At 39.7% G+C, this 26,224-nt stretch carries 27 protein-coding genes; 8 read left to right on the top strand and 19 right to left on the bottom strand.

Annotation, left to right across the window (positions count from 1 at the left end):
- Nucleotide 1: 1 nt before the first annotated feature.
- Nucleotides 2-1,075 (bottom strand): homocysteine S-methyltransferase family protein, encoded by a 1,074-nt coding sequence (locus I6F66_RS16830; protein ID WP_197209487.1) that lies wholly within the window; start codon nucleotides 1,073-1,075, stop codon nucleotides 2-4.
- On the bottom strand, nucleotides 1,065-2,012 hold the full coding sequence (metA, locus tag I6F66_RS16825; RefSeq protein WP_007376156.1) for a homoserine O-succinyltransferase: 948 nt from the start codon (nucleotides 2,010-2,012) through the stop codon (nucleotides 1,065-1,067). The genes I6F66_RS16830 and metA overlap by 11 nt, the downstream gene beginning before the upstream one ends.
- Nucleotides 2,013-2,234: 222 nt before the next feature.
- Between metA and ettA the strand changes: the two genes are divergently transcribed.
- From ettA to I6F66_RS16800, 5 genes are all read left to right on the top strand, one after another.
- Nucleotides 2,235-3,908, top strand: coding sequence for an energy-dependent translational throttle protein EttA (gene ettA, locus I6F66_RS16820; RefSeq protein ID WP_007581203.1), 1,674 nt, complete (start codon nucleotides 2,235-2,237; stop codon nucleotides 3,906-3,908).
- Nucleotides 3,909-4,064: 156 nt separating this feature from the next.
- Nucleotides 4,065-4,433, top strand: coding sequence for a PilZ domain-containing protein (locus I6F66_RS16815; RefSeq protein WP_007581201.1), 369 nt, complete (start codon nucleotides 4,065-4,067; stop codon nucleotides 4,431-4,433).
- Nucleotides 4,434-4,486: 53 nt separating this feature from the next.
- Complete coding sequence (locus tag I6F66_RS16810; protein ID WP_021032146.1) at nucleotides 4,487-5,395, top strand: histone deacetylase; 909 nt, start codon at nucleotides 4,487-4,489, stop codon at nucleotides 5,393-5,395.
- A gap of 62 nt (nucleotides 5,396-5,457) precedes the next feature.
- On the top strand, nucleotides 5,458-5,952 hold the full coding sequence (locus I6F66_RS16805) for a TlpA disulfide reductase family protein (RefSeq protein WP_165728495.1): 495 nt from the start codon (nucleotides 5,458-5,460) through the stop codon (nucleotides 5,950-5,952).
- A gap of 85 nt (nucleotides 5,953-6,037) precedes the next feature.
- Nucleotides 6,038-6,703, top strand: a complete 666-nt coding sequence (locus tag I6F66_RS16800; protein WP_197119094.1) for a hypothetical protein — start codon at nucleotides 6,038-6,040, stop codon at nucleotides 6,701-6,703.
- A 99-nt stretch (nucleotides 6,704-6,802) separates the two neighbouring features.
- On the opposite strand, the gene cyoE is transcribed toward I6F66_RS16800, so the two are convergent.
- From cyoE to I6F66_RS16715, 17 genes are all read right to left on the bottom strand, one after another.
- Entirely contained in the window at nucleotides 6,803-7,687 is an 885-nt protein-coding gene (gene cyoE / locus I6F66_RS16795) for a heme o synthase (protein ID WP_197119093.1), read from the bottom strand.
- Nucleotides 7,688-7,696: 9 nt separating this feature from the next.
- Complete coding sequence (cyoD, locus tag I6F66_RS16790; protein ID WP_197209486.1) at nucleotides 7,697-8,035, bottom strand: cytochrome o ubiquinol oxidase subunit IV; 339 nt, start codon at nucleotides 8,033-8,035, stop codon at nucleotides 7,697-7,699.
- Nucleotides 8,035-8,676 (bottom strand): cytochrome o ubiquinol oxidase subunit III, encoded by a 642-nt coding sequence (cyoC, locus tag I6F66_RS16785; protein WP_197209485.1) that lies wholly within the window; start codon nucleotides 8,674-8,676, stop codon nucleotides 8,035-8,037. Before cyoC ends, cyoD begins: the two co-directional genes overlap by 1 nt.
- Complete coding sequence (gene cyoB / locus I6F66_RS16780) at nucleotides 8,673-10,661, bottom strand: cytochrome o ubiquinol oxidase subunit I (protein ID WP_165728487.1); 1,989 nt, start codon at nucleotides 10,659-10,661, stop codon at nucleotides 8,673-8,675. Before cyoB ends, cyoC begins: the two co-directional genes overlap by 4 nt.
- 2 nt (nucleotides 10,662-10,663) lie before the next feature.
- Nucleotides 10,664-11,623 (bottom strand): ubiquinol oxidase subunit II, encoded by a 960-nt coding sequence (gene cyoA / locus I6F66_RS16775; protein ID WP_165728486.1) that lies wholly within the window; start codon nucleotides 11,621-11,623, stop codon nucleotides 10,664-10,666.
- 318 nt (nucleotides 11,624-11,941) lie between these two features.
- The gene (locus I6F66_RS16770; protein ID WP_165728513.1) at nucleotides 11,942-12,361 is read right to left on the bottom strand and encodes a hypothetical protein; all 420 of its coding nucleotides are present in this window, start codon (nucleotides 12,359-12,361) and stop codon (nucleotides 11,942-11,944) included.
- Between the two features lie 1,273 nt (nucleotides 12,362-13,634).
- Nucleotides 13,635-13,847 carry a (Na+)-NQR maturation NqrM gene (gene nqrM / locus I6F66_RS16765; protein WP_007376137.1) on the bottom strand — a complete coding sequence of 71 codons (213 nt, stop codon included), beginning with the start codon at nucleotides 13,845-13,847 and terminating at the stop codon, nucleotides 13,635-13,637.
- Between the two features lie 101 nt (nucleotides 13,848-13,948).
- Nucleotides 13,949-14,980 carry an FAD:protein FMN transferase gene (locus tag I6F66_RS16760; protein WP_197119090.1) on the bottom strand — a complete coding sequence of 344 codons (1,032 nt, stop codon included), beginning with the start codon at nucleotides 14,978-14,980 and terminating at the stop codon, nucleotides 13,949-13,951.
- A gap of 109 nt (nucleotides 14,981-15,089) precedes the next feature.
- Complete coding sequence (nqrF, locus tag I6F66_RS16755) at nucleotides 15,090-16,319, bottom strand: NADH:ubiquinone reductase (Na(+)-transporting) subunit F (RefSeq protein ID WP_007584893.1); 1,230 nt, start codon at nucleotides 16,317-16,319, stop codon at nucleotides 15,090-15,092.
- A 19-nt stretch (nucleotides 16,320-16,338) separates the two neighbouring features.
- Nucleotides 16,339-16,947, bottom strand: coding sequence for an NADH:ubiquinone reductase (Na(+)-transporting) subunit E (gene nqrE, locus I6F66_RS16750; protein ID WP_002958896.1), 609 nt, complete (start codon nucleotides 16,945-16,947; stop codon nucleotides 16,339-16,341).
- Nucleotides 16,948-16,957: 10 nt separating this feature from the next.
- Complete coding sequence (locus tag I6F66_RS16745) at nucleotides 16,958-17,590, bottom strand: NADH:ubiquinone reductase (Na(+)-transporting) subunit D (RefSeq protein WP_007584891.1); 633 nt, start codon at nucleotides 17,588-17,590, stop codon at nucleotides 16,958-16,960.
- Nucleotides 17,590-18,342, bottom strand: coding sequence for a Na(+)-translocating NADH-quinone reductase subunit C (locus I6F66_RS16740; protein ID WP_165728484.1), 753 nt, complete (start codon nucleotides 18,340-18,342; stop codon nucleotides 17,590-17,592). Before I6F66_RS16740 ends, I6F66_RS16745 begins: the two co-directional genes overlap by 1 nt.
- Complete coding sequence (locus I6F66_RS16735; protein ID WP_010555189.1) at nucleotides 18,335-19,537, bottom strand: NADH:ubiquinone reductase (Na(+)-transporting) subunit B; 1,203 nt, start codon at nucleotides 19,535-19,537, stop codon at nucleotides 18,335-18,337. The genes I6F66_RS16740 and I6F66_RS16735 overlap by 8 nt, the downstream gene beginning before the upstream one ends.
- A gap of 4 nt (nucleotides 19,538-19,541) precedes the next feature.
- Nucleotides 19,542-20,885, bottom strand: a complete 1,344-nt coding sequence (locus I6F66_RS16730) for a Na(+)-translocating NADH-quinone reductase subunit A (RefSeq protein WP_165728483.1) — start codon at nucleotides 20,883-20,885, stop codon at nucleotides 19,542-19,544.
- A 674-nt stretch (nucleotides 20,886-21,559) separates the two neighbouring features.
- Entirely contained in the window at nucleotides 21,560-22,753 is a 1,194-nt protein-coding gene (gene fabV / locus I6F66_RS16725) for an enoyl-ACP reductase FabV (protein WP_197209484.1), read from the bottom strand.
- A 104-nt stretch (nucleotides 22,754-22,857) separates the two neighbouring features.
- Nucleotides 22,858-23,169, bottom strand: coding sequence for a BolA family transcriptional regulator (locus I6F66_RS16720; protein ID WP_165728481.1), 312 nt, complete (start codon nucleotides 23,167-23,169; stop codon nucleotides 22,858-22,860).
- Between the two features lie 54 nt (nucleotides 23,170-23,223).
- Nucleotides 23,224-23,835, bottom strand: a complete 612-nt coding sequence (locus tag I6F66_RS16715) for an alpha-ketoglutarate-dependent dioxygenase AlkB (RefSeq protein WP_165728480.1) — start codon at nucleotides 23,833-23,835, stop codon at nucleotides 23,224-23,226.
- Between the two features lie 42 nt (nucleotides 23,836-23,877).
- Here I6F66_RS16715 and I6F66_RS16710 point away from each other — a divergent pair, with 42 nt between their 5' ends.
- The 3 genes from I6F66_RS16710 to I6F66_RS16700 are packed head-to-tail and all read left to right on the top strand — an operon-like array spanning nucleotide 23,878 to nucleotide 26,204.
- Nucleotides 23,878-25,020 (top strand): methyltransferase, encoded by a 1,143-nt coding sequence (locus tag I6F66_RS16710; RefSeq protein ID WP_165728479.1) that lies wholly within the window; start codon nucleotides 23,878-23,880, stop codon nucleotides 25,018-25,020.
- Complete coding sequence (locus tag I6F66_RS16705) at nucleotides 25,021-25,581, top strand: YajG family lipoprotein (protein WP_165728478.1); 561 nt, start codon at nucleotides 25,021-25,023, stop codon at nucleotides 25,579-25,581. It abuts the gene before it with no gap.
- Between the two features lie 2 nt (nucleotides 25,582-25,583).
- Nucleotides 25,584-26,204, top strand: a complete 621-nt coding sequence (locus I6F66_RS16700; protein ID WP_197209483.1) for a peptidylprolyl isomerase — start codon at nucleotides 25,584-25,586, stop codon at nucleotides 26,202-26,204.
- The last annotated feature ends 20 nt before the right edge of the window (nucleotides 26,205-26,224 follow it).

Below are 26,224 nucleotides of genomic sequence, written 5' to 3'. Positions count from 1 at the left end.
CTTAATTTAAGTTACAGGCTTCAAGGCCTGATAAACGCATGCGTACTTCAAGCTCTGGTAGTTGGCGTGGTTTAACGCCCGCTAAACCTTTTGCAAAAGCGCGAATATGCGCAGGCGTGGTGCCACAGCATCCGCCTACTATATTAATAAAGCCCGATTTACCCCAATCGATAATTTCGGTTGCCATATCGCCCGCTTCTAAGTCGTATTCACCAAACTCATTTGGTAAGCCTGCATTAGGGTGTACCGATGTAAAGGTTTCGCACACGCGCGATAACTCTTCTACATACTGGCGCAGTAAATCAGGACCAAGCGCGCAGTTTAAACCAATAGAAATAGGCTTAATATGGCGAATAGAATTATAAAATGCTTCGGTTGTTTGCCCCGAAAGCGTACGGCCAGAGGCGTCGGTAATAGTCCCCGAAATCATAACTGGTAATGTGCGCCCTGCTTGCTCAAAGGCTTCTTCAACGCCAAACGAGGCGGCTTTTGCATTAAGGGTGTCGAATATAGTTTCGATTAGTATTAAATCGGCGCCGCCTTCCATTAATGCAAGTGTTGATTCAATATACGCAGTAACCAGCTTATCAAAGGTGACATTTCGGTAACCCGGATCGTTTACGTCTGGCGAAATTGAACACGTTTTAGATGTCGGCCCTAAAACACCGGCTACGTAACGCGGTTTTTCTGGCGTTTTAGCACTAAATTCGTCGCACATTGCGCGTGCTAATTTAGCCGACTCTAGGTTTATTTCACGACTTAGGCTTGCCATGTCGTAATCTTCCATCGAAATAGTGGTCGAGTTAAACGTATTGGTTTCGATAATATCGGCGCCCGCTGATAAAAAACCACGATGAATATCAGTGATTAAATCGGGCTTGGTTAGGCTTAATAAATCGTTATTGCCTTTAATTAATACATGCCAGTCTTTAAAACGCTCTCCGCGATAGTCTTCTTCTTCTAGCTTATGATCTTGGATCATGGTGCCCATAGCGCCATCTAAAATTAAAATGCGTTCTTTTAATGCGGCGCTTATTTCGGCTTGCTTATTATTTGTAGGAGCGTTATTCGGCATAGTTGTTAGTCCTCACGTCTTGGCTAACTAAATTAATATCATACGGTGTGGTTTGGTACACGTAGTAATTTAACCAGTTCGAAAAAAGTAAAAAAGCATGGCTTTGCCACGTTTTTGAAGGTTGTTTGGTTGCATCATCATCCGGAAAGTAATTTTCGGGTTTTGGTGCATTAGGGCTTTTTTTACAATCGCGCTCGTATTCTGCTTTTAGCGAGTCGGCGTCGTACTCAGGATGACCGGTTATAAACACTTGGCTACCCGATTTATTTTTAAGTAAGTAAGCCCCTACTCGCTCAGAACCAGCCAGTACAACTAGCTCATCACAGGCGTTTATTTTATTTATATCAATGTGGCCGTAGCGTGAGTGCGGTACCAAAAAGGTGTCGTCGAATCCGCGAGTCAGTGCGCCGTGATCAAAGTAACATTGGTGGGTAAATACGCCACACAGTTTGTCGTCTTTTAAATCGCGCTTTAAATTGTAACGGTGATATAACGCTGCATGCGCTGCCCAGCACGAAAATAACGTAGAGGTAACGTGTTGCTCAGCCCAATCAATAATGACCTTTAGCTCATCCCAATACGCTACATCGTCGTATTCTAAATGGGCAAGTGGCGCACCGGTTACAATTAACGCATCGTAATTGTTGTCTTTAACCTCGGAAAAATAACGATAAAAAGTATCAAGATGCTCTTCTGAATTACTGCTACTGCGGTGAGTGTCGAGGCGCAGTAGTTCTACGTTTACTTGCAAAGGCGAGTTGGCAAGCAAGCGAATAAACTGTACTTCGGTTTCTACTTTATTAGGCATTAAGTTTAAAATAGCCAAACGCATTGGGCGTATTTCTTGCGTTTTTGCACGTGTTTTTGGCATTACAAATACGTTTTCTTGACGTAAACGTGCAATTGCCGGCAACTCGTCTTTTACTGTAATTGGCATACTTTACTCCTGCTCATAAAAACCGAAGCTTAATTATGAACTGAAAGTAAAAAATATCAACCTCTAGATGTATAGATGTCTAAATGAAATTTATTCATGATTTTATACTTTACTTACAAGCATGCTTTAGTGCTTTAAAACCCGCCATTCGTTGACTGTTTCACCTGTCAGCCACTACAATACAACATTGAAATTTTTATTATTATTTGAAGGCTTTCCTCCATGGTTTTACCTGATAAATTTATATTCTCGATGAGTCGAGTATCTAAGGTTGTGCCACCTAAGCGCACTATCTTAAAAGATATTTCGTTACATTTTTTTCCTGGCGCTAAAATTGGTGTGCTTGGTTTAAACGGTTCTGGTAAATCTACGTTACTACGTATTATGGCCGGTGTTGACCAAGATTTTGAAGGTGATGCACATCCTCAGCCTGGTACAAAAATTGGTTATTTACCGCAAGAGCCTGTTTTAGACGAAAGCAAAACAGTTCGTGAAATTGTTGAAGAAGCTGTTGGCGAAGTTAAACACGCACTTAAACGCCTTGACGAAGTGTATAACGAATACGCCATGGAAGACGCTGACTTTGACGCACTTGCAAAAGAGCAAGGCGAGCTTGAAGCTGTTATTCAGGCGCACGATGGTCACAACATTGATAACGTTTTAGAGCGTGCTGCTGATGCACTTCGTCTGCCAGAATGGGATGCTAAAATTGAGCACCTTTCAGGTGGTGAGCGTCGTCGTGTTGCTATATGTCGATTACTGCTTGAAAAACCAGACATGCTTATTCTCGATGAACCAACTAACCACTTGGATGCTGAGTCGGTTGCATGGTTAGAGCGCTTCTTACACGATTACGAAGGCACTGTTGTGGCGGTAACGCATGACCGTTACTTCCTTGATAATGTAGCTGGTTGGATATTAGAGCTTGACCGTGGTGAAGGTATTCCATGGGAAGGTAACTACTCTTCTTGGCTTGAACAAAAAGATGCGCGCTTACAGCAAGAACAAAAATCTGAAAAAGCACGTCAAAAATCAATTGCGCAAGAACTTGAATGGGTTCGTTCAAATCCTAAAGGTCGCCAAGCTAAGTCAAAAGCACGTATGGCTCAGTTTACTGAAATGCAGCAGTCTGATTACCAAAAACGTAACGAAACTAACGAGATGTTTATTCCACCTGGCCCGCGTTTAGGGGATCAAGTGCTTGAAGTAACTAATCTTCGTAAGAGTTTTGGCGATCGCGTTTTAATTGACGATTTAAGCTTTAGCATGCCAAAAGGTGCCATTGTGGGCATTATTGGTGCGAATGGCGCGGGTAAATCAACGCTGTTTAAAATGATCAGTGGTGAGCAAAAGCAAGACAGCGGTAGCATTACCGTTGGCGAAAGCGTACACCTTGCTACTGTTGATCAGTTCCGCGACGGTATGGACGAAAGCAAAACTGTTTTCCAAGAAATATCAGACGGTCAAGACGTACTAAAAATTGGTAACTTTGAGTTCCAAAGCCGTGCGTATGTAAGTCGCTTTAACTTTAAAGGTAACGATCAGCAAAAGTTTGTTAAAGACCTATCAGGTGGTGAGCGTAACCGTTTACACCTTGCTAAGTTATTAAAAGCTGGCGGCAATGTGTTACTACTCGATGAGCCAACCAATGACTTGGACGTTGAAACACTACGTGCACTAGAGAACGCTATTTTAGAGTTCCCTGGTTGTGTAATGTGTATCTCGCATGACCGTTGGTTCCTTGACCGTATTGCTACGCACATTTTAGATTACCGCGACGAAGGTCAAATTAACTTCTTTGATGGTAACTATACTGAATACGAAGAGTGGCTTAAAAAGACACTAGGTGCAGCAGCAACTGAACCTAAACGTATTAAGTACAAAAAAATTGGTTAATATTTACTGTAGCTAATTTATTACAGTAATACTAAGCCCTGCATTTATGCGGGGCTTTTTTATGCCACCAGCATTACAGGAGCATATCCTGCTAGCATGTAGAGAATTACCCGCTATGCTTAATTTATTATAAAAACAGTAAGGCTAAATTAGGTTATGCAAAATCGTCGTCAGTTTTCTCGTGTTTTATTTTCAACCGATGCACAAGTAATTTTTAATGATCACCAATACCCATGTAAATTACTTGATGTATCTTTACATGGCGCATTAATCACTAAATGTGATGCTTTTATTGGCAACCAAAATAGCCAAGCTGTTCTGCGTTTTTCGCTGCCTCAAAGCGAAATAGAAATAAAAATGGAGGTTGTGGTGTGCCATATAGAAGCGGATCATATTGGTTTAAAATGCCACCATATTGATATAGACAGCATTACTTATTTAAAGCGTTTAATAGAGCTAAACTTAGCTGATGACGAACTATTACATCGCGAACTCGCTATGTTGATTCACGACACACAAGAATAGACTCATTTGGATTAGTTGATTACCATAGTGCAAACTTTTTAACTTGTGTAAACATGACTTTAAATCCACATTTACCTTTGGTGTATCACCCTAACTACTCGTTTAATTTCGATCCAAAGCATCGTTTTGCAATGAGTAAGTTTGCACATTTATATCAGCATGTAGCAAAGCTTGGTTTGATTGGCGATAACCTGGTTGAGCCAATATTAGGCACGCCAGAGCCACTGGAGCTAATACACTGCGAAAATTACATACATGATTTGTGGAATAACCGCTTAGATGAAAAAGCAATGCGTCGCATTGGCCTACCTTGGTCAAAAGAGCTTATGGCACGTACATTTACAGCACCTCAAGGTACTTTGCAAACAGCTCGTTTAGCACTTAAACATGGTATAGCCTGCCACTTAGCCGGTGGTACACACCATGCGCATACCGATTTTGGCTCAGGCTACTGCATGGTTAACGATTTAGCCTTTACCACGCAAACTTTAATTGAATCGGGTGAAGTAACTAACGTACTTATTTTTGATTTAGACGTGCACCAAGGTGATGGCACAGCCGCAATGTTACAGCATCAAGCATACGCTTATACTTGCTCTATCCATTGTGAAAAAAACTTCCCTTTCAGAAAATCCGCTAGCGATTTAGATATTGGCTTAGCCGATAATATGAAAGACGACGAATACCTTGCCGTAGTTGACGACACCTTGAGTTATTTACTTAAAGAGCTAAACCCAAGCTTGGTACTTTACGATGCTGGCGTTGATATTTGGCAAGGCGATGGCTTGGGTAAATTAGATATAAGCTGGGATGGCATAGTTAAGCGCGACCATTTAGTGCTAAAACGCTGCCTTGAACACAATACACCCGTTGCTACAGTAATAGGTGGTGGCTACGATAAAGACCATCTTCGCCTCGCTAAACGCCATGCTATTGTTGTTGAGCAAGCCGCTCGCTTTTAATGTGAAATAAAAATGTTAAATACTCGTTCTTATTTAATACATACAATAAAAACGAAAACACTATGAAACAACTCTTTATTGCCATCACACTCACTCTATTAAGCTTTATAGTTAGCGCGCAAGAGCAAGACACTGAAGCAACATACCCTAAATTACCTATATTAAATCTACAAATGGCCGATGGGTCTGCTCTCAGTACTCAAGATTTATTAGGCCAGCCTTACATTTTACATTTTTGGGCAACGTGGTGCCCATATTGTAAAAAGCTACAACCAGCACTTCAAAAAATAAATGACATGGGTGTAAAGGTCATTGCCGTGAGCTTTAAAGAAGATGACGATGCTACTCCCGCTAAAGCGCTTAGCGATAGAGGTTATACTTTTAAAACAGCCGTAAAAGCCGATGCAATAGCACAGCAATTAGGTATACGCGGCACACCTACTACATTGTTTGTAAATAAAGAAGGTAATGTAATTTGGCTGACTAATACGTCAAACCCAGAGGATCCAAACCTACATTTGAAGGCACGAACATTATTACACTCCATATCTGAGTAATAATATAGGTCTAAATTTAGTTTAAAAATATAAGTAATATAAACTTTATACTACAATTTAAGCTCATAAATTAATTGAGATTATAATGCGCCTACTACTTACTTTATTACTAATCACTTTAAGTGGCTTTGCCGCAGCTGAAGAAGAAAAAGCAGAACTTCCACCGGTAGATCCTGCTTACAATTCTGAGCACCCAATGGCCTTAGTAAATAAAGATTCCGCTATAATTGCGATTAACTTACCTAGTTATAACTCTCCTGATGATGTTCAGGTTGTCTATAGAATAGGAAACCCAGATGTTGCACTGTTAAATTTTGTTAGAAATGCCGAGCTAATTACTATAAAGCCACAAGCGTTTAACATTCAGCATTTAATGCGTGGTGAAGAAATCACAATTATTGCCGATATTTATGAAGGTGATTATCAGCAAGGTGGCAGTTTAATTTATTCAAAAAAAGAGTTGGTCTTGAGTAAGCAGCTGTATGCCAGAGAACTAAAAAAATTAAGTGAATCATCGCAATGGCAAGACTACGACATGATTACACTAAGCGGTACTGAGCGTATTTATATTCATAAAATTCAAAAAGCGCCGAGCTATAACCATCTTATTTTTGTCGATTTAGTTAATGCATGTATGCAAAAGCTTCGTACCTCAAAACGTGTCCCAGCTGAAAATGAGCTTACTTATAAATTTATTAATTGCGGCACCCTTAAACCACTTTATTACAATGCTGATGATTTTAAAAAGTAAAATAGCGAGTATACGAATGCTAAATAATTTCAATATTCAGGCATAAAAAAAGGCTCTTTCGAGCCTTTGGATTAACTTTGGAATGTTAAAGTTTTTAAATTAGGTAAGTGTTAATAGCTGTGGAGCAACGCTATGATAGTCAACAGCCATAGCAATACTTAACGCTGTAATATTAATGATAGAAAACGCGAACACTTTACGTGCCCAACTGGTTACATCAATATTTCGACGATACCCTCTTAGTGCCATTAGCAACCACCAAAAGCTGGTAATACAAGCAACAGCCATAAAAGCAGCACCTGTGTAGCCAGTAATTGGCAGTAACATCACAACTAACGCGTATACAGCAATATAAAGCACAATGTGGCGTTTTGCTTTGTCGATACCTTGCGCTACAGGTAATACTGGAATACCTGCAGCTTGGTAATCTTTAAAGCGAAAAATAGCGATGGCATAAGAGTGCGGCATTTGCCACAAGCTAAACATAACCAGCAGTATTAACGCGCCCATATCGAACTGGCCTGTTACGGCGCAGTAACCGACTACTGGTGGTACTGCGCCCGAAAGGCTACCTACAAAAGTGCCATATACTGAGTTACGCTTCATGTAGAGGCTATAAACCCCTACATAAATTACGTAGCCAAAGGCTGCAAAAAATACCGCGGCTTGAGTGGTATAGGCGATAAGTAAACCAAAGCCCACAACACCCAATAAAATACCGTGACTAAGTGCAGCAAAGGCCGACATTTCGCCTGTTACTGTTACTCGCGTACGAGTACGCGCCATGGCTACATCTATGTCTCTATCTATAACATTATTGATAGCACAACCTGATGCAACCACTAGCGACAAACCAATTAATGTAGCAATCATTAACCATGGGTTTATATCACCGCGCGAGGCAAGTAAAAACCCGCCCGCTACGCTGATCAAATTGCCCATAATAATACCCGGCTTTGTCACTGATAAATAACGACGAAACATCTTCAACTCCTAGTACATCATCATTGCGTTAGATTCATAAATGATCCAAACAGATAACCCAACCACCATTACGATGATCAGAGCACTGAATAGGAATGAGAAAGTACTTGCACGGCCATCTTCGGTCGTAAAATTAAGGTGTAAAAAGTACTTTAAATGCACCCAAATTTGTACGATTGCTAAAGTAACAATGATCCAAAGCGTTGTTGCCTTTGTGAAGTCGCCTTCCATTACCATCCAAAATGGAATGGCTGTCAAAATTACTGATAACACAAAGCCAATTAAGTAAGTTTTAACACTGCCATGAGATTCATCATGGTGCTCAGCATGTGTTTCGCTGTGGCTCATTACATTGCTCCCATTAAATAAACAACGGTAAATACACAAATCCAAACAATGTCTAAGAAGTGCCAAAATAGGCTTAAGCAGCTTAAACGCGTTACGGTTGCTTTACCTAGACCGCGTTTAGCAACTTCTATCATCATTATGGTCATCCAAATTAAACCGGCTGTTACATGTAAACCATGTAAGCCAACTAATGAGAAAAACGATGTTAAAAAAGCACTATGTTGCGGACCATGCCCGTTCACTATTAGGTGATGAAATTCGTATATTTCCATACCAATAAACACAGCACCTAAACAAAACGTAATAAATAACCAAGTAAGTGTGAGCGCCTTTTTTTGCCCTTGAGCGGCAATCATGGCAAAACCAAAGGTAATACTACTAATAAGTAGTGCAGCTGTTTCTACTGCTACAAAGTCGAGTTCAAAAATATCTTTACCCGATACACCACCGGCTGTGTTCATAAATAACACGGCGTAGGTTGCAAAAAATGAGGCAAATAATAAGCAATCGGTCATTAGGTATAACCAAAAACCGAATACGGTATCGCCCGATGTATCGTGATGTTCATGCGCGTGCGCATGATCATCGTGAGATACAGACTCTAAATTTGCAGATTCTAAATTTGCAGAAAGTGTACTCACGCTTTTAGCTCCTTATTCCCACTTGAATTGTATGCTGCTTCAATTCGTGCAATTTCATCAGGTTGTATATAGTAATCAACATCGCTGGCGTAACAACGTTTGATAAATAAAGCAATTGCGCCAATAAAACCAACAGCTGCTAACCACCAAATATGCCAGATCATCGCAAAACAAAATGCGGTTAAACTTGCTGCCATTAGCACGCCTGCTGATGTATTTTTAGGCATATGAATAGGGCTGTAGCTTGCCTTATCTTGGTAAGCTTGACCTTTTTCTTTCATGTCGGTCCATGCATCAATATCATCAATGTGCGGAATGGTAGCAAAGTTATACACTTGTGGAGGTGAGCTTGTTGCCCACTCAAGTGTGTGTCCGTTCCACGGATCGCCTGTTGTATCGTCAAGCGCTTCACGGTCTCTAAAGCTCACATATAATTGAACTGCTTGGCTAATAATACCAAACATAATAATGACAGCACCGCCTGCAGCAATGTATAGCCAAATGTTCCAATCAGGATTATTAGTGTGGTTTAAACGACGTGTCATACCTAAGAAACCAAGTACATACAACGGCATAAATGCAACGAAGAAACCGATAATCCAACACCAAAATGATGCCTTGCCCCATTTTTCGTTAAGCTTGAAGCCCATCGCTTTAGGGAACCAAAATACAAAACCTGCTAGGTAGCCAAATACAGCACCACCGATAATTGTATTATGAAAATGTGCAATTAAGAATAAGCTATTATGCAGTACGTAATCGGCACCAGGAATAGCAAGTAATACGCCAGTCATGCCGCCTACGGTAAAGGTAACCATAAAACCAAGTGTCCAAAGTACCGGAACGGTTATACGTAAACGACCTCGGTAAATAGTAAATAGCCAGTTAAACAACTTAACGCCTGTTGGTACGGCAATAACCATGGTCATTACCCCAAAGAACGCGTTAACGTTAGCACTTGAGCCCATTGTGAAGAAGTGATGTAACCAAACAATAAACCCTAAAATAGAGATTGCACCGCTGGCGTAAACCATCGATTTATAACCAAATAAACGCTTACCTGCAAATGTCGAAATAATCTCAGAAAAAACACCAAACGCCGGTAATACTAAAATATATACCTCAGGATGACCCCATGCCCAAAACAGGTTGATGTACATCATGGCGTTACCGCCCAATTCATTGGTAAAGAAATGGAAATCGAGATAACGGTCAAGCGTTAACATAGTAAGCATTGCGGTTAAAATTGGGAATGATGCTGCAATTAAGATGTTTGCCCACGTACATGTCCATGTGAAAATTGGCATTTTCATTAAGGTCATGCCTGGTGCACGCATTTTGATAACGGTCGCTAAAAAGTTTACTGCAGTTAAGAGTGTTCCAAGACCGGATATTTGCAAAGCCCAAATATAATAGTCGACCCCCACCCCAGGGCTAAAGGTCAGCTCCGAAAGTGGCGGATACGCCACCCAACCTGTTTTAGCAAACTCACCAAAAACCAGCGACATATTAATTAAAATAGCACCACCGGTAGTTAACCAAAAACTTAAATTGTTTAAAAATGGAAAGGCAACATCGCGAGCACCAATTTGCAGTGGTAGTACAATGTTCATTAAACCAATCATAAATGGCATCGCCATAAATATGATCATAATTACGCCGTGAGCTGTAAATATTTGGTCGTAGTGCTCTGGTGGTAAATAACCGGGCGCGCCACTAGTAGCAAGTGCTAACTGAGTACGCATCATTATTGCATCAGAAAACCCACGAAACAGCATTACTAAAGCTAAAATAATATACATTACGCCTAAGCGCTTATGATCCACAGATGTGATCCAGTCGCGCCAAAGCACGCCCCATTTTTTATGCTTTGTAATTAGCGCAGTAATAACAATTGCAGCTATTAAAATAGCTGCCATCGTAAACACAAGAATCGGCTCGTGAAACGGTATTGCATCGAGTGAAAGTTTACCTAAAAACGACATTATTATTCCTCGTCCTGGCTGTGTGATGGTTTCGCTGAATGTTTGTCCATTGCGTGATGTTGCATACCCATCTCGCCATGTTCGCTCATCGCATTGTGCTTTTTATTCATATCGCCATGCGCCTGCATATATTTCATGATAATGGTATGAAATAAGCTGTCTTCAACTTTACCGTAATAAGCAACAGGATTATTTTCGCTCGCTTTTGCAAGCTCAACATAATTTGCATGAGTCAGATTATTAGCGCTTGAATTCGCTTTTACATCACTCACCCACTTATCAAAACCAGCTTGAGTAGGGGTAGCAATGGCATTAAACTTCATACCAGTAAAACCTGCACCACTGTAATTTGCTGAGAAACCTTTAAACGTACCTGGCTCATTTGCAATTAAGTGAAGCTTGGTTTCCATCCCAGCCATTGAGTATATTTGACTACCCAATTGCGGAATAAAAAATGAATTCATTGTGCTCTCTGACGTGATTTTATATTCAACAGGTACATTTGCCGGAAACACTAATTCATTAACCGTAGCAATACCTTGCTCAGGATAAATAAATAGCCACTTCCAATTTAATGACACCACTTCAACAGTAAGATGCTTACCTTTACCTTCAATGGGTTTGTAAGGGTCTAGCTCTTGGGTAGACACCCAGGTAATAACACCTAAAATAATCACAATAACAATAGGAACAGCCCAAACTGCGGCTTCAATTTTATTTGAATGAGCCCATTTTGGAGCGTAAATTTCATGAGTTTGCGTGTCTCTATATTTCCATGCGAAATACAAAGTCATCACAATAACGGGAACGACTACAAGCAACATAAGCACGGTTGCGATGATAATTAAATTTTTCTCATCTATGCCTATCTGCCCTTTTGGATCGAGTATCCCGCCTTTACAGCCTGACAACGCCAGCACGGTACTAGCTAAAGCAATATTACAAAGGTTACGAATTAACAAGGGAGTATCCTACAAACCTAGAGTTTCAGTTTGCTGCTTTGCATAAAAACCAAAGCAACGATTTTTCAATAAAAACCCAAGTTAACTAGAATTAAATTATAAAAATAAGGGGGCTATTCAAAACCTAAAGCTCATGCCATTAATGACCTAGCAACAAACCCAGCTTTCTAAACGCATTTATATAACGTAATAAAAGTTAACTTGGGTGAGTGGTGGTTGGCTGAAGTGTGCTTAAAAAACACAGAGCTACTTTGTTTTAGCTAACCTTAATTATTTACAGCAAGAACAAATAATTAAAACCAGCAACAAGATGCAGCCTTACAGACAACCTGTAAAGCTAGGTGGAGCACGACAACCATGTGCAACATGCACTGGCTGAAGAACTTTAGCCTCGCTAAAAGCAAAGGCTGCTTTACGGAGGATAATTCCAGCACGACGCGCTGGAAAAATATGGAACAATAACCAACAAAGGCCAATAAGTAACTGACTTGAAATGATTGGATGAGCTAAAAATCCGGCAATAGTAAGTAACAGTGGCTCTACAATAAACCCATCACTTAATAGCGCCTCAAGCTTGAAGGCATCCTCTAGTGCACCGCTTAACAACATGACCGTATTAAACACTAATAAAGTTATAGCTACACACACGCCCTTACCCGCTTTATTCAAGCGTTCACACGTAACTGGCTCGCTTGGGGCGAGATCAGTATTGGTATGATGTAAAGAAAGTGTGTTCAAAGACATTAACCTACTTAAATGACTATAACAAAATTAAAGTAATACAAAGCAATGGAAAAATTTGAAAAACATTGCTGCTGTAAGCCCAAAAATCAGGTGCTGAATACGATCAAATCCGGTTAGCACAAATTCACCTTGTGAAAATTGATCCGTATCAATCAAACTTTCAAAACTTACTGAAAGTTCGAACGTGAGTATAACAAAGAGAATTTTCTGTTCAACTAAAAAACAATAAATTTGAGTTAAGCTTTAGAAGCTATTTTGTTAATAAAAAATAACAACTTAAAAAACATAGGGTTAATTTAAATTAAAAACAATTTAAAGAGGTATATTTAATAAAATTATAGGTTTTTTGGAAGGAATAATAATTGTGTCGCACAAATAAAAACAGCCCAAATTCAGTCACCACCGAAATTGAGCCGCTTTTCACACTGACAACATCTTCACACACAATATAAAGATTTTTTGTTTACACTGCGTGGCATTGTAAGGAAATAAAAACAACTCAAATACAGTCACCACCGGATTTGAGTTGCCTTTCACACTGACAACATCTTCACACACAATATAAAGATTTTTTGTTTACACTGCGTGGCATTGTAAGGAAATAAAAACAACTCAAATGCAGTCACCACCGAATTTGAGTTGCCTTTCACACTGACAACATCTTCACACACAATATAAAGATTCTTGGTTTACATTACGTGGCATTGTAGGGAAATAAAAACAACTCAAATGCAGTCACCACCGAATTTGAGTTGCCTTTCACACTGACAACATCTTCACACACAATATAAAGATTCTTGGTTTACATTACGTGGCATTGTAGGGAAATAAAAACAACTCAAATGCAGTCACCACCGAATTTGAGTTGCCTTTCACACTGACAACATCTTCACACACAATATAAAGATTTTTGGTTTACACTGCGTGACATTGTAGGGAAATAAAAACAACTCAAATGTAGTCACCACCGAATTTGAGTTGCCTTTCACACTGACAACATCTTCACACACAATATAAAGATTCTTTTAAGCGAGACCAACTTTGCCTCAAGCTTATGACTAGAGCCTTGCTCTGTGTCTATGATTAAACTTTAGAGTGTTAGCTCCAATTTGACAAACGAGAAAAATAAACCTAATAGGTGAAAAAAACTAAACTATAGACGTTTGTCTAATACATTAAGATTGGATTACTTATGAAATAAAAAAGATAAGAGGTTTTACAGACACAAAAAAAGCGCTATAAAGCGCTTTTTAATATTTAAGAGAACTTAAATAATTTGATTTTCTTTCCAGGCTTGCTCTTTAGCTAAACGGTTTTTGCGTTTATCACATGGATCATCGCAATCACAGGCTTTATCAATACCAACCGAACCTAAACCACCACAGCTACTTGCCATAGATTTTTTTTGCACGATCATACCAACGGCCATTGCCGACACTATTAAAATTAGTAAGCCAAAAGTAAGAAGAAAAAGTGACATTGCTTAGCCCCTATTGATCAGCAATTAATTAAACTCAAACATTTTTGAGCAAGTGTTATTATATACCCAAATAATCTGGAAATAAACAAGGCTGCACCATACTATAAATAAGGTTTAAATGCAGGGCTTGAATAAGTAACTAAACCCTCTTCTGATTTACCTATTAAATACACTGGCAAATCGTGCTGCTGAGCATATGCCTGAGCTTTCTCCATACCCATCACAGTAAGAGCAGTCGCTAAACCATCTGCTGTCATAGCGCTTGGATGAAGCACAGTTACCGACACTAAGTCGTGCTTAATAGGCATGCCGGTTACAGGGTCAATTAAATGAGTATAGATCTCCCCATCCATTTTATAAAAAATACGGTAATCACCTGATGTTGCGATCCCACTTGTACCTGGTGATAAAACACGGTGTACTTTACGCTCTCCAGGTTGTGCATCTGGTTGTTCTATCGCAATTTTCCAATCCTGGTTATTTGGCTTTTCACCCGCTATACGTAGCTCACCACCAATCTCAACCATGTAGTTAGTAATACTGTGGCTTTCTAATAGCTGCGCTACTTTGTCGATACCGTAGCCTTTAGCCGTTGCTGAAAACGAAAGCTCTAACCCATTAACTGTTTTAGCTAAACCCTGTCCATTTAAAATAAGCTTATCAATACCTATTTTTTCAACCATTGAAGCAAGCTCTTCATCTGTTGGGCGATTGGTTGGTTTTTTATCAGGACCAAAGCCCCATAAGTCAATGAGAGGTCCCATGGTTACATCAAGTGTTTTAGTTGATTCACCTAAGCGAATAGATTCGCTTATAACAGCCCTAAAATCTTCGCTAATTGGCATCACTTGATTTGCAGGTAATCTGTTAAATGTATTTATTTCAGAGTCTTCTATATAAGTAGACATAGACTGATTTACATCTTTTAAAACAGCGTCTATTTGCAGCTGTAATTGTGAGGCCGATAGCTGGGTTTGCTCATCATAATATTTAATATGATAAGTGGTTCCCATAGTCTTACCTTCTAAAAAGGTTTCCCTCGACTCTGGTTTTTCACCACACCCAGACAGTAATAAGGTCAGTGTGATTAGTAAAAAGGCCATTATGCCTTGTGAAGTACTTACTCGATTCATAACAGCTCTACTTAATAGATTGATAAAATTAAAGAATAAAAAAAGCCTCGTAACACAAGTGCTACGAGGCTGGTATTTTAACCAAAACTAAACTGTTTTGGTATTAGTGTTAGCCACCGAAGTCATCTAATAAGATATTTTCGTCTTCAACACCTAAATCTTTAAGCATAGTAATAACTGCCGCGTTCATCATTGGAGGACCACACATGTAGTACTCACAATCTTCCGGCGCTTCGTGATCTTTAAGATAGTTCTCAAATAACACGTTATGGATAAAGCCAGTATAGCCTTCCCAGTTATCTTCAGGTTGTGGATCTGAAAGCGCTGTATGCCATACGAAGTTAGGATTTTCAGCGGCTAGGCCGTCAAAATCTTCTACGTAGAACATTTCACGTTCAGAACGTGCACCATACCAAAAGCTCATCTTACGTTTAGAGTTCAAACGTTTAAGTTGGTCAAAGATATGTGAACGCATTGGCGCCATACCAGCACCACCACCAACAAAGATCATTTCTGCATCTGTGTCTTTAGCAAAGAACTCACCAAATGGACCTGAAATAGTTACCTTGTCGCCTTTTGTAAGTGACCAAATGTACGAAGACATTTTACCACATGGCAAGCTTAGGTTTCTCGGAGGCGGAGCAGCAATACGCACGTTAAGCATAATGATGCCTTCTTCTTCTGGGTAGTTAGCCATTGAGTATGCACGAATAGTTTCTTCGTCTACTTTTGACTCCAGATCGAAGAAACCAAAATGGTTCCAGTCGCCACGATATTCTTCAGGAACATCAAAATCTGCATATTTAACATGGTGAGGTGGCGCTTCAATTTGGATGTAACCACCCGCACGGAAAGGCACTGACTCATCACCAGGGATTTGCAGTTTAAGTTCTTTAATGAACGTTGCTTTGTTATCGTTAGAGATAACTTCACAATCCCATTTTTTAACACCGAAAATTGACTCTTCAAGTTCAATTTCCATGTCGTTTTTAACATTTACCTGACACGCTAAACGACAGCCTTCACGGGCTTCACCTTTAGATATGTGATCAAGTTCAGTTGGCAAGATATCGCCGCCACCTTCTTTAATGTGAACACGACACTGACCACAAGAGCCACCGCCACCACAAGCAGATGATACGAAAATACCTGACTCAGATAATGCACTTAAAAGCTTATTACCTGCTGATGTAGTAATGGCTTTGTCTTTATCGCCATTAATACCGATGATGATGTCACCGCTTGCAACTAACTGAGATTTAGCACCAATGATCACTAAAACTAGTAGTACAACGATAGCGATGAAAACACCAACGCCTAAGAAAATCTGATAATCCATGATTTATCCTCGCTACCCTTTACAGTGAAATACCAGAGAATGACATAAAGCCAAGTCCCATTAAACCAACAGTGATGAAGGTAATACCTAAACCACGTAAGCCGTCTGGCACGTCTGAATATTTCAGTTTCTCACGGATACCTGCAAGTAATGTAATTGCAAGTGCCCAACCAACACCAGCGCCAATACCATAAACAACAGACTCGCCGAAGTTATAGTTACGCTCAACCATGAATGATACCGCACCAAATATTGCACAGTTAACTGTGATAAGTGGTAAGAAGATACCTAACGCGTTGTATAGTGCAGGGAAAAACTTATCTAATGCCATTTCAAGTATTTGCACTAGTGCTGCAATAACACCAATGAAAGTTAAGAAACGTAAAAAGCTAAGATCTGCATCCGGGTAACCTAACCAAGTAAGTGAACCGGGTGCAAGTACCGCATGGTAAACCAAGTTGTTAACAGGTACAGAAATACCCAATACAACTATAACCGCTATACCTAGGCCAATTGATGTAGTTACTTTTTTAGATACTGCTAAAAAAGTACACATGCCTAAGAAGAATGACAACGCTAAGTTCTCAATAAAAACGGCTTTTACAAATAAACTAATATAATGTTCCACTATCTGCCCCTTACGCTTTAGCTTCTACTTGGTCTTTCTTATAAGTACGAAGTACCCATATGAATAAACCAATGATGAAGAATGCACTCGGTGGTAAGATCAATAGACCCATAGGCTGATACCAACCGCCATCTTGTACTAATGGGATAATATCAACACCGAATAGTGAACCCTTACCGAATAGCTCACGAATGAAACCAACAGTAAGTAGTACTACAGAATAGCCTAAGCCATTACCAATACCGTCAAGGAAAGACATAATTGGTGGCGACTTCATCGCATATGCTTCAGCACGACCCATTACGATACAGTTAGTAATGATTAGACCAACGAATACAGAAAGCTCTTTTGCCGTAGCGTAAGAGAATGCCTGTAATACTTGGTCAACAACGATTACCAATGATGCAATAATTGTCATTTGTACGATGATACGTACAGATGATGGGATCTGGTTACGAATAAGCGAGATAAAGAAGCTCGAAAATGCTGTTACTAGTGTCAATGCAATTGACATGATTAACGCATTTTTTAAGCTAGACGTTACCGCTAGCGCTGAACAAATACCAAGTACTTGTAGTGCGATTGGGTTGTTAGCTAAAACCGGACCAAATAGGACCGCCTTCATTTCTTTAGTATCAGCCATTATTTCAATGCTCCTTTACGTACTTTCGCAAGGAAAGGGCCAAAGCCATTTTCGCCAGTCCAAAAATCAACTGCATGATCAACACCGTTAGACGTTAATGTAGCACCTGAAAGACCATCGATCTTATGCTCATCATTGCCCGCAGTACCTTTAACAATTTGAATTGGAAGTTCTTTACCTTCCCATGTAGCTGTCCACTGTGGATTCTGAATTTCGCCACCTAGACCAGGGGTTTCATTATGCTTGTAAAAGATAATGCTCTTAACTGTTTCAGCATCGCTTTCAAGCGAGATAAAACCGTACATTAAGCCCCATAAGCCGTAGCCTTGGATAGGAAGAATGATTGCATCAACTGAGCCATCTTCTTTTTTAGAGATATACACCGGCGACTCTTTAGTCACACGTTGAATACCAGCAATATCTTTAACGCCTTTCTCTTTAAGAGAAACACTTAGCGCTGCATCATATTTGCTTTTTTCAAAGTCAAAGATTGTTGGGTCTGTATCTACAAACTCACCTGTAGTCATGTTTACAACGCGCGCTTCGATTTTTGCATCAAATGTTTCTAAAACATTTTCAACTTTATCGATACCCGCAGCAGCCAAGATATTACTTTGAATATCTTTTTCTTTATTAGCTTGCTGTAAAGGACGAAGCTGTACAGAAGCAAACGATACAATGATTGCACACACTAAACATAGTGCGACAACAACTGATAACGTTTTACCGATTGATTCGTTATTACTAGACATTACGTGCCAACCTCCGCTTAATATTAGCCTGCACTACAAAGTGATCGAACAGTGGAGCGAATAAGTTAGCAAATAAGATTGCTAGCATCATACCTTCTGGGAAAGCAGGATTCACAACACGTATCATAACCACCATAAAGCCAATTAATAGACCATATGCTAATTTACCTTTGTCAGTAAATGCAGCTGATACAGGGTCAGTAGCCATAAAGAACATACCGAACGCAAAGCCACCAAGTACTAAATGCCAATACCAAGGCATTGCAAATACAGGGTTAGTTTCTGAGCCAACAGCATTTAGTAAAAATGCAGTTGCTACCATACCTAGGAATACACCTAGTACGATGCGCCAAGAAGCGATACGAACGTAAATTAAGAACAAACCACCTACTAATAATGCAAGTGTAGATGTTTCACCTACAGAACCTTGAATGAAACCGTAAAACGCATTCCACCATAATTCCATGTTTGCAAAATCAAGTGTGCCAGCAAATGCTTGGCCTAGCATAGTTGCACCAGAGAACGAATCTACTGCTGTCCATACTGTGTCACCTGAGATTTGAGCTGGGTATGCAAAGAACAAAAATGCACGGCCGGCTAAAGCAGGGTTTAAGAAGTTACGGCCAGTACCACCAAAGATTTCTTTAGCGATAACTACACCAAACGTAATACCTAACGCAACTTGCCATAAAGGAATCGTTGCTGGCAAAATAAGTGCAAATAGCACTGAAGTAACGAAGAAACCTTCGTTAATTTCATGCTTACGCACAGAAGCAAATATTACTTCCCAAAAGCCACCAACTGCAAATGTTACCGCGTAGATAGGTAGGAAGAAACATGCTCCATAGAACATCTTAGCGCCCCAGCCTGCATCAGCGGTTAATTCACCACCGAATAACTGGAACAAACCAACTTGCCACGTGTTTGCTAGTTCAAAACCTTGTGCTAAAGCACCTGCGGCCTGATGGCCGATATTGAACATACCAAAAAACATAGCTGGGAACGTCGCCATCCACACTAAAATCATCATGCGTTTTAGGTCGATGTTATCGCGTACGTGTGTCGCGCCTTTATTTACGTAGCCTGGTGTATAAAAAATAGTTGCAGCTGCTTCATACAGAGCATAAAATTTTTCATATTTACCACCGGCTTCAAAATTCGGCTCGATATCTTCTAGATATTTTTTTAAACCCATCTCTCTAGCCTTCCTTCTCGATCGTAGTTAAGCAATCGCGTAGGATAGAACCATACTCGTATTTGCCTGGACAAACGAAGGTACATAACGCTAAATCTTCTTCATCAAGTTCAAGCGCGCCTAATGAAATTGCACTGTCTAAATCACGCGCAATTAAGTCACGTAATAATAGAGTAGGCAAAATATCCAGCGGCATTACGCGCTCGTAGCTACCAATTGGTACCATGGCACGTTTTGAACCACCTGTTGACGTTGTCATTTTAAATAAACGACTCGGCGCAAGGTGAGAAAGGAATGTACGCGTTACAGAGAATTTATCACTACCTGGTGCAATCCAGCCAAACAATTCTTTTTCGCGACCTTCAAGTAAAACAGATACTTGAACGTGGTAACGACCTAAGAATGCATGAACACCGTTTGAAATAGAACCTGATAGAACAGAACCAGAAATAACACGGTTATCTCCGTCTTCTAGCTCACCAGCCACTAAATCATCCAATGAAGCACCTAGTTGTGTTTTCACTAAACGTGGGTTTTTAACGCGAGGACCTGCAAGCGAAATAACACGATTTGTGTAAATTTCACCAGTAAGGAATAAGTGACCATACGCAATAACGTCTTGGTAACCAATATGCCAAACTTGTTTGCTAACAGAAACTGCATCAAGATGATGGATATGAGTGCCAACGAGGCCAGCCGGATGCACACCACCAAACTCATGTACTTCTACTTGAGCTATAGATGAGCTAGGAACTTGGCTACCTGCTTTTTTACACACAAATACTTTGCCATCGGTCAAACGCGAAATAACAGCAAGACCCGCTTCAAATGCTTGCGCATTTTCGGCAATTATTACTGCAGGATCTGCAGCTAATGGGTTTGTGTCAGTTGCGGTCACAAAAATAGAACTAGGATTTGCATCCACAGCCGCTACTTTGCTGAATGGGCGAACACGAAGTGCTGTCCATTGACCAGACTGGATAAGTACTTCTTTGGCTTTTTCACGCTCTAAGCTCGCAAGCTCGTCTGCTTTGAAAGAGTCAAAGGTGATTTGCTCACTGCCTGTTACTTCAATAACAACAGATTGCAGCACACGTTTAGCACCACGATTTATTTCTTTTACTGTGCCAGAAGCTGGAGCAGTAAATAGGACGCCTGGGTTCTTTTTATCTTCAAAAAGTACCTGGCCTTTTTTGACTTGGTCATCCACACGAACATGCATGGTTGGACGCATACCGATAAACTCTTCACCAAGCACAGCTACACGTTTGACAGCAGAACCGTCATGTATAACTTGCTGTGGCGAGCCCTCTAAGGGTAAATCCAGACCTTTTTTTATATTGATCATACGCACTTGCATTACATTAAAGGAAAGAAACTGAAAAATCGTATCAACCACGTCGCCATTTGAGTTATTCCAAGTTATATCAAGGTACAAAAGAGCAGCTTGCTAGAAATATCAAACAAGCAACGTAGTAAAACTCATCACATATTGTCGAGATTTTAACATCATTTTAGATGACTATGCGAGTGTATTTATAAAAATTATACGACAGAAACACTTATTTGGTTTTGTTAAGTGACTTTAATTAAAATCAAGTTAGACCAAAGTGGTAGCCTAAGCAATTATTGTTCCTGATTTCATCGTAAATTAAACAAATCGCATAATATAAAAAAGCCGCTATAGCGGCTTTAATACCTAGGACCTGTTGACCTTTCAGGATTAAAATTTGTTCAATCTAGGGGCTATTTAATCGCGGCGTGAGGTTTGTAACCTAGTGGGCTAAGTAAAAACCGAGCAAAGCTTCCGCGTCCTGCTCACGCCCCTTACCTACATCCATTTAGGCAACAAAGAGTAAATAGCCCCTAGGCAGAACCCTTTGGGCAGCGCATGTTTGGCATTTATTCCACGTTATCGCCCATTTACGGGGAATAACCACACTACGTAGGCTCTGCCTTGCCTAAATACCAAACAGACTGCTGCAAATTTAACCTCGAAAGATAAACAGGCCCTAAGCTCTGTTAGTCAATCATATTAGCAATTGGCTTAACTGAACCTATGTCTTGCTCGTAGTCAACACCGTCTATACCAAAACCAAATAAGCGTAAAAACTCATTATGGTAACCAACATAGTCTGTTAGCTCATCAAGGCTGCTTGTATCAACACTATCCCATACAGCTTGAACGCGTGCTTGCACATCGTCCTCTAGCTCTTTGTAGTTTTGGAATAAATGCCCGCCGTCGTCAAAACGAGGCGATTCACCATACAAGTTTTCACTAAATAATGCGTGAATTTGCTCAATAGTGCCTTCGTATGTGCCATCTGCTTTCATAACTTTAAATAAAGCAGAAATATATAACGGCATTATAGGAATAGCAGAACTTGCTTGGGTTACTACTGCATTAAGTGATGAAACATACGCCTCACCCTTTAAATTTTTTGTTGATTCTTTAATAGCAGCCGTTGCACGGTCTAAGTCTTCTTTAGCCTTACCAATAGTCGCGTGTCCGTATATTGGCCATGTTAACTCTTTACCAATATAAGTGTACGCAGTCGTTTTAAAGTTATCGGCTAATACATCTGCTTCTTTTAATGCGTCTATCCACATTTCCCAATCTTCACCACCCATTACTTTAATAGTGTTGTCGATATCGTCTTGATTTGCAGCTTCAACCGTAATTTCATCAATTTCACGCTTTGATGTATTTAAGTTTTTAGTGGTTACTGCATTACCTATTGGCTTAAGTGTAGATGAGAACACTTCGCCTGTATTTGGATCAGTACGACGAGGAGACGCTAGGCTGTAAATAATACAATCTACTTTACCCAAATCTGCTTTAATAGTGTCGATTGCTTTTTGCTTGATTTCGTTAGAAAACGCATCGCCATTAATATTTTTAGACCAAAGACCCGCTTCGTCTACAGCTTCTTGAAAAGCAGCGGTATTGTACCAACCAGCAGAACCTGTTTTACGCTCTGTACCCTCTTTTTCAAAGAAAATACCTAATGTTTTAGCACCACCACCAAACGCAGCAGTAATGCGCGATGCCAAGCCGTAGCCTGTTGATGCGCCAATAACTAATACATTTTTTGGTGCGCTTTTTAATGCACCCTGTTGTTTTACATAGTTAATTTGTTCTTGAACATGCTCTGCACAACCAGCTGGGTGTGCGTTTGTGCAGATAAATCCACGAATTTTAGGCTTAATGACCATTGATCATCCTATATCTTTTACAATAAAAATTAGCGCTAGTTTAAAGGCTAATACTAAAAACACTGATCTGATCAGTTAAACACCGACCAAATTCCCTATTTATTTTAGTTAAGCTTTGAGCCGCCCATACAATTAGGAGAATCAGGCGCTTCACCGCCCTGCTCTGTATATTCGTCTGGTGTATATGTATGAATAGCGAGTGCATGAATATGATTTGCTAATTCATCTTTTAAAATTTCGTTAATTTCACGATGGCGTTGTAATAAGCGCTTACCCGCGAACTCTTCGCTAACCACTATAACTTTAAAATGCGACTCAGTACCGGCACTGTGCATATGACTTTCATTGATTACGTTTAAATGTTTACACGCAATGGCGCTGCTTATTTTTTCTTGGATCTGTTGCTGCATTGACATAAAAGACCATTTTAATTAGCTAATTAATAGGCTTACTATAACAAGTTAAATTAACTAACTAAATTGCTTTTGCTTAATGTGCTTAATAAATCGGTAAGTTAAACTTATTCGCGGGTGCGCAAGCGTTGTTTGCTTGGGTATTGCATGTTGATAATCTCGTTGACTGTCTCCATTCATTATTAGGCAACTACCGCTTTGTAACTTTAAATCAGTCACTTTATTACTCGCTTTGTGCTTTAACTTTAAAACCCTATCAGCTCCTAGCGACACACACACAATTGTTGGTTTATCACCAAGCTCTATTTCATCATCACTGTGCCACCCCATCGTATCATTTCCGTCTCGGTAATAATTAACCAGTAGTGAGTTTAGAGGCTGATTTAAATGTGCTTCTAATCGCTTTCGCATATTAAGTAGAAACTCATCCCACGGTTCTACTATTTGCTTACTACTTGAATAGCCGTATTCAATATTTAAATCGCTCATGAAGCATTGAAGTCGTGGAATGGGTCCTGTTTTGCCATAAACGGTTACATCGGGCTGTTGCCAATGTAGGTTTTTCTGCAAATAATAAAACAGATCGAGGCTTTTTTGCGCACTAAGTGCCCTACTTTGATAAGAAAAGCCATTTGGTAACTGTTGGGGGTTGGCGTTTTGCCGTTGCATGTTAGAATTTACCTACATTAGATTACTGATCAACGAACCATTATGACGACGCAAGCCCAGCTAGGCGATAAAACCTTTACTCTTGAACGCTTTCCATTGGATCAAAAAAACCGCAGCTTACAAGCTTGGGATTCGGCAGATGAGTACCTTATCAATTATGTTAACGAACATCACCCTGATTGTCGCTCATTGCTTATTTTAAACGATAGCTTTGGTGCACTTGCTTGTTATTTTAATAAGTTAACGGTTTGTTCAGTTAATGATTCTTATATTAGCCACCAAGCTGCGGCTTATAACTTACAAGAAAACAAATTGCCTACTACAGATTTTACACAAGTAGATAGTTTGTCGGCATTACCAGAAGACGTTGATTTAGTACTTATTAAAATCCCTCGTAATGTGGGTTTTTTACAGTTCCAATTAAGTGAACTTAGTGAAGTACTTGCGCCTGGTACACCAGTAATTGCGGCAGGTAAAACAAAAGAAATTCATAATTCAACAATAAAATCATTTGAGCAATTTATTGGTGAAACAACAACAAGCCTAGCAGTTAAAAAGTCTCGCCTTATATTAAGCACAGCTAAAGGCGGATATAAAGCAGCAGACTTCCCTATAACATGGGAGCTTGAAGGTACTGAGTTTAATATAACAAATCATGCAAATGTGTTTTCGCGTGATTCGTTAGATATTGGTGCGCGCTTCTTTTTTAACTACTTACCAGAAACACCTAAAGCTAAAAGCATTATTGATTTAGGCTGTGGTAACGGCGTTGTTGGATTAATGACGCTTGCTCGTTGCCCTAATGCATCAATTACCTTTGTTGATGAGTCTTACATGGCAGTAGAGTCAGCCCGGTTAAATGTAGAAATTAACCTAGGCGATAAGTTTGATAACTGTGAGTTCATCGAAAACGATTGTTTAACAGGCTTTGAAAGAGACAGTGTGGATATGGTGCTTTGTAATCCTCCATTTCACCAAGCTCAAGCTGTTACCGATCACATTGCTTGGCAAATGTTTAAACAAGCAAAAGATACTTTAAAAGAAGGCGGCGAGCTGCGTATTATTGGTAATCGTCATTTAGATTATCACGATAAATTAAACCGTATGTTCGGAAACTGTAAGTTGTTAGGCTCAAACAAAAAGTTTGTCGTTCTAAGTGCAACTAAAAATAGTGGAATGCTATAAATGAAATTAACAAACATTATAATTGGGTGTTGTGTATTACTAATACTTGGTGGCTGTGCGAATCAGCCTAGCCAAGTAATACTCAATCCTGTTTATAAAAGTGGTCAAATAAGCACTATAAATAGTAGCTTAAGCACCAGTGTAATTGATTTACGTGGCGACTCATCAACACTTAAACTTATTGAATCAGACAAAGCTAAAACCTTTGCAAGCCAAGGTCTTACTGAATCAGTTAAAAGTGTTTTAGACAGCGCCCTTAGCCGCAATGGTGCCAGCATTTCTAACTTGGCAACTGTTCGCTTTGAAGTAGATATTCATGCACTGCAGGCTGTTGTGACCGAAAAACTTGTGAGCCATACCAGCGAAGCCCATATAGAGCTTGGCGTGCGCGTTATTCGCGCCTCAAGTAATTTTAGTAAAGTGTATAGAGGCAGTGCGAATTTAGAAGGCCCGTTTAGTCACGAGCGAGCAAAAATAGAAGGTCAGCTCAATAAGTTGACTGAGCAAATTATTACCCGCATTGTATCTGACCCTGAATTAATAGAATTTTTAGAAGGTTAACTATGAAACGACTTTTTTTAATCTGCTTAGGCCTATTTTTTAGTTTAAGTAGCTTGGCAGCCCAAGAAGGCCGCTTTGTTCAAAAAGATAATATTTTTCCACGCGTCGAAATCGTAACGACAATGGGCAGTATTGTTGTTGAACTCGACCGTTCGAGAGCGCCTATTACGGTCAATAACTTTTTAACTTACGTGTCAGATAAAAGCTATCAAGGCAGTGTTTTTCATCGTATTGAGCGCGATGTGGAAAATGACCGCGACTTTGTTATTCAAGGTGGTGGCTACGATAAAGATTACGACGGCTTACACGAAAACGATCCTATTTTTAATGAAAGTGGCAATGGTTTAAAAAATGATATGTACAGCATTGCTATGGCGTATCAAGACCGTGAACCGCACTCAGGAACACGCCAATTCTTTTTTAATATGGATAACAACGATCACTTAAACCCAGGTAAAGATTGGGGATTCGCTGTATTTGGTAATGTAATGGATGGCTACGATACCCTTGATAAGATCATGGCTGTTGAAACAGGGTTTAATGAAAAGATTGGTTACGATTTTGTTCCTAAAAAACCGGTGATCATCTTAAATATTAAAATGCTTGAACAAGTTCCACTGTAATTTATTTAAGAGCAGCTTAG

This window comes from Pseudoalteromonas sp. NZS100_1 (genome assembly GCF_015864285.1).
In the GTDB taxonomy this organism is placed as follows: domain Bacteria; phylum Pseudomonadota; class Gammaproteobacteria; order Enterobacterales; family Alteromonadaceae; genus Pseudoalteromonas; species Pseudoalteromonas arctica.
This window is presented reverse-complemented; position numbering and strand designations above follow the sequence as displayed.

Coding starts and splice junctions, on each gene's coding strand:
- I6F66_RS16830 (WP_197209487.1), bottom strand. CDS start 1,075: ATGCCGAATAACGCTCCTACAAATAATAAGCAAGCCGAAATAAGCGCC.
- I6F66_RS16800 (WP_197119094.1), top strand. CDS start 6,038: ATGCGCCTACTACTTACTTTATTACTAATCACTTTAAGTGGCTTTGCC.
- fabV (WP_197209484.1), bottom strand. CDS start 22,753: ATGGTCATTAAGCCTAAAATTCGTGGATTTATCTGCACAAACGCACAC.
- I6F66_RS16730 (WP_165728483.1), bottom strand. CDS start 20,885: ATGATCAATATAAAAAAAGGTCTGGATTTACCCTTAGAGGGCTCGCCA.
- I6F66_RS16805 (WP_165728495.1), top strand. CDS start 5,458: ATGAAACAACTCTTTATTGCCATCACACTCACTCTATTAAGCTTTATA.
- cyoD (WP_197209486.1), bottom strand. CDS start 8,035: ATGAGCCACAGCGAAACACATGCTGAGCACCATGATGAATCTCATGGC.
- I6F66_RS16710 (WP_165728479.1), top strand. CDS start 23,878: ATGACGACGCAAGCCCAGCTAGGCGATAAAACCTTTACTCTTGAACGC.
- cyoE (WP_197119093.1), bottom strand. CDS start 7,687: ATGTTTCGTCGTTATTTATCAGTGACAAAGCCGGGTATTATTATGGGC.
- I6F66_RS16810 (WP_021032146.1), top strand. CDS start 4,487: ATGACTTTAAATCCACATTTACCTTTGGTGTATCACCCTAACTACTCG.
- nqrF (WP_007584893.1), bottom strand. CDS start 16,319: ATGGATTATCAGATTTTCTTAGGCGTTGGTGTTTTCATCGCTATCGTT.
- I6F66_RS16740 (WP_165728484.1), bottom strand. CDS start 18,342: ATGTCTAGTAATAACGAATCAATCGGTAAAACGTTATCAGTTGTTGTC.
- metA (WP_007376156.1), bottom strand. CDS start 2,012: ATGCCAATTACAGTAAAAGACGAGTTGCCGGCAATTGCACGTTTACGT.
- nqrM (WP_007376137.1), bottom strand. CDS start 13,847: ATGTCACTTTTTCTTCTTACTTTTGGCTTACTAATTTTAATAGTGTCG.
- I6F66_RS16705 (WP_165728478.1), top strand. CDS start 25,021: ATGAAATTAACAAACATTATAATTGGGTGTTGTGTATTACTAATACTT.
- cyoB (WP_165728487.1), bottom strand. CDS start 10,661: ATGTCGTTTTTAGGTAAACTTTCACTCGATGCAATACCGTTTCACGAG.
- I6F66_RS16815 (WP_007581201.1), top strand. CDS start 4,065: ATGCAAAATCGTCGTCAGTTTTCTCGTGTTTTATTTTCAACCGATGCA.
- I6F66_RS16745 (WP_007584891.1), bottom strand. CDS start 17,590: ATGGCTGATACTAAAGAAATGAAGGCGGTCCTATTTGGTCCGGTTTTA.
- ettA (WP_007581203.1), top strand. CDS start 2,235: ATGGTTTTACCTGATAAATTTATATTCTCGATGAGTCGAGTATCTAAG.
- I6F66_RS16735 (WP_010555189.1), bottom strand. CDS start 19,537: ATGGGTTTAAAAAAATATCTAGAAGATATCGAGCCGAATTTTGAAGCC.
- I6F66_RS16720 (WP_165728481.1), bottom strand. CDS start 23,169: ATGTCAATGCAGCAACAGATCCAAGAAAAAATAAGCAGCGCCATTGCG.
- I6F66_RS16700 (WP_197209483.1), top strand. CDS start 25,584: ATGAAACGACTTTTTTTAATCTGCTTAGGCCTATTTTTTAGTTTAAGT.
- I6F66_RS16715 (WP_165728480.1), bottom strand. CDS start 23,835: ATGCAACGGCAAAACGCCAACCCCCAACAGTTACCAAATGGCTTTTCT.
- I6F66_RS16760 (WP_197119090.1), bottom strand. CDS start 14,980: ATGAATCGAGTAAGTACTTCACAAGGCATAATGGCCTTTTTACTAATC.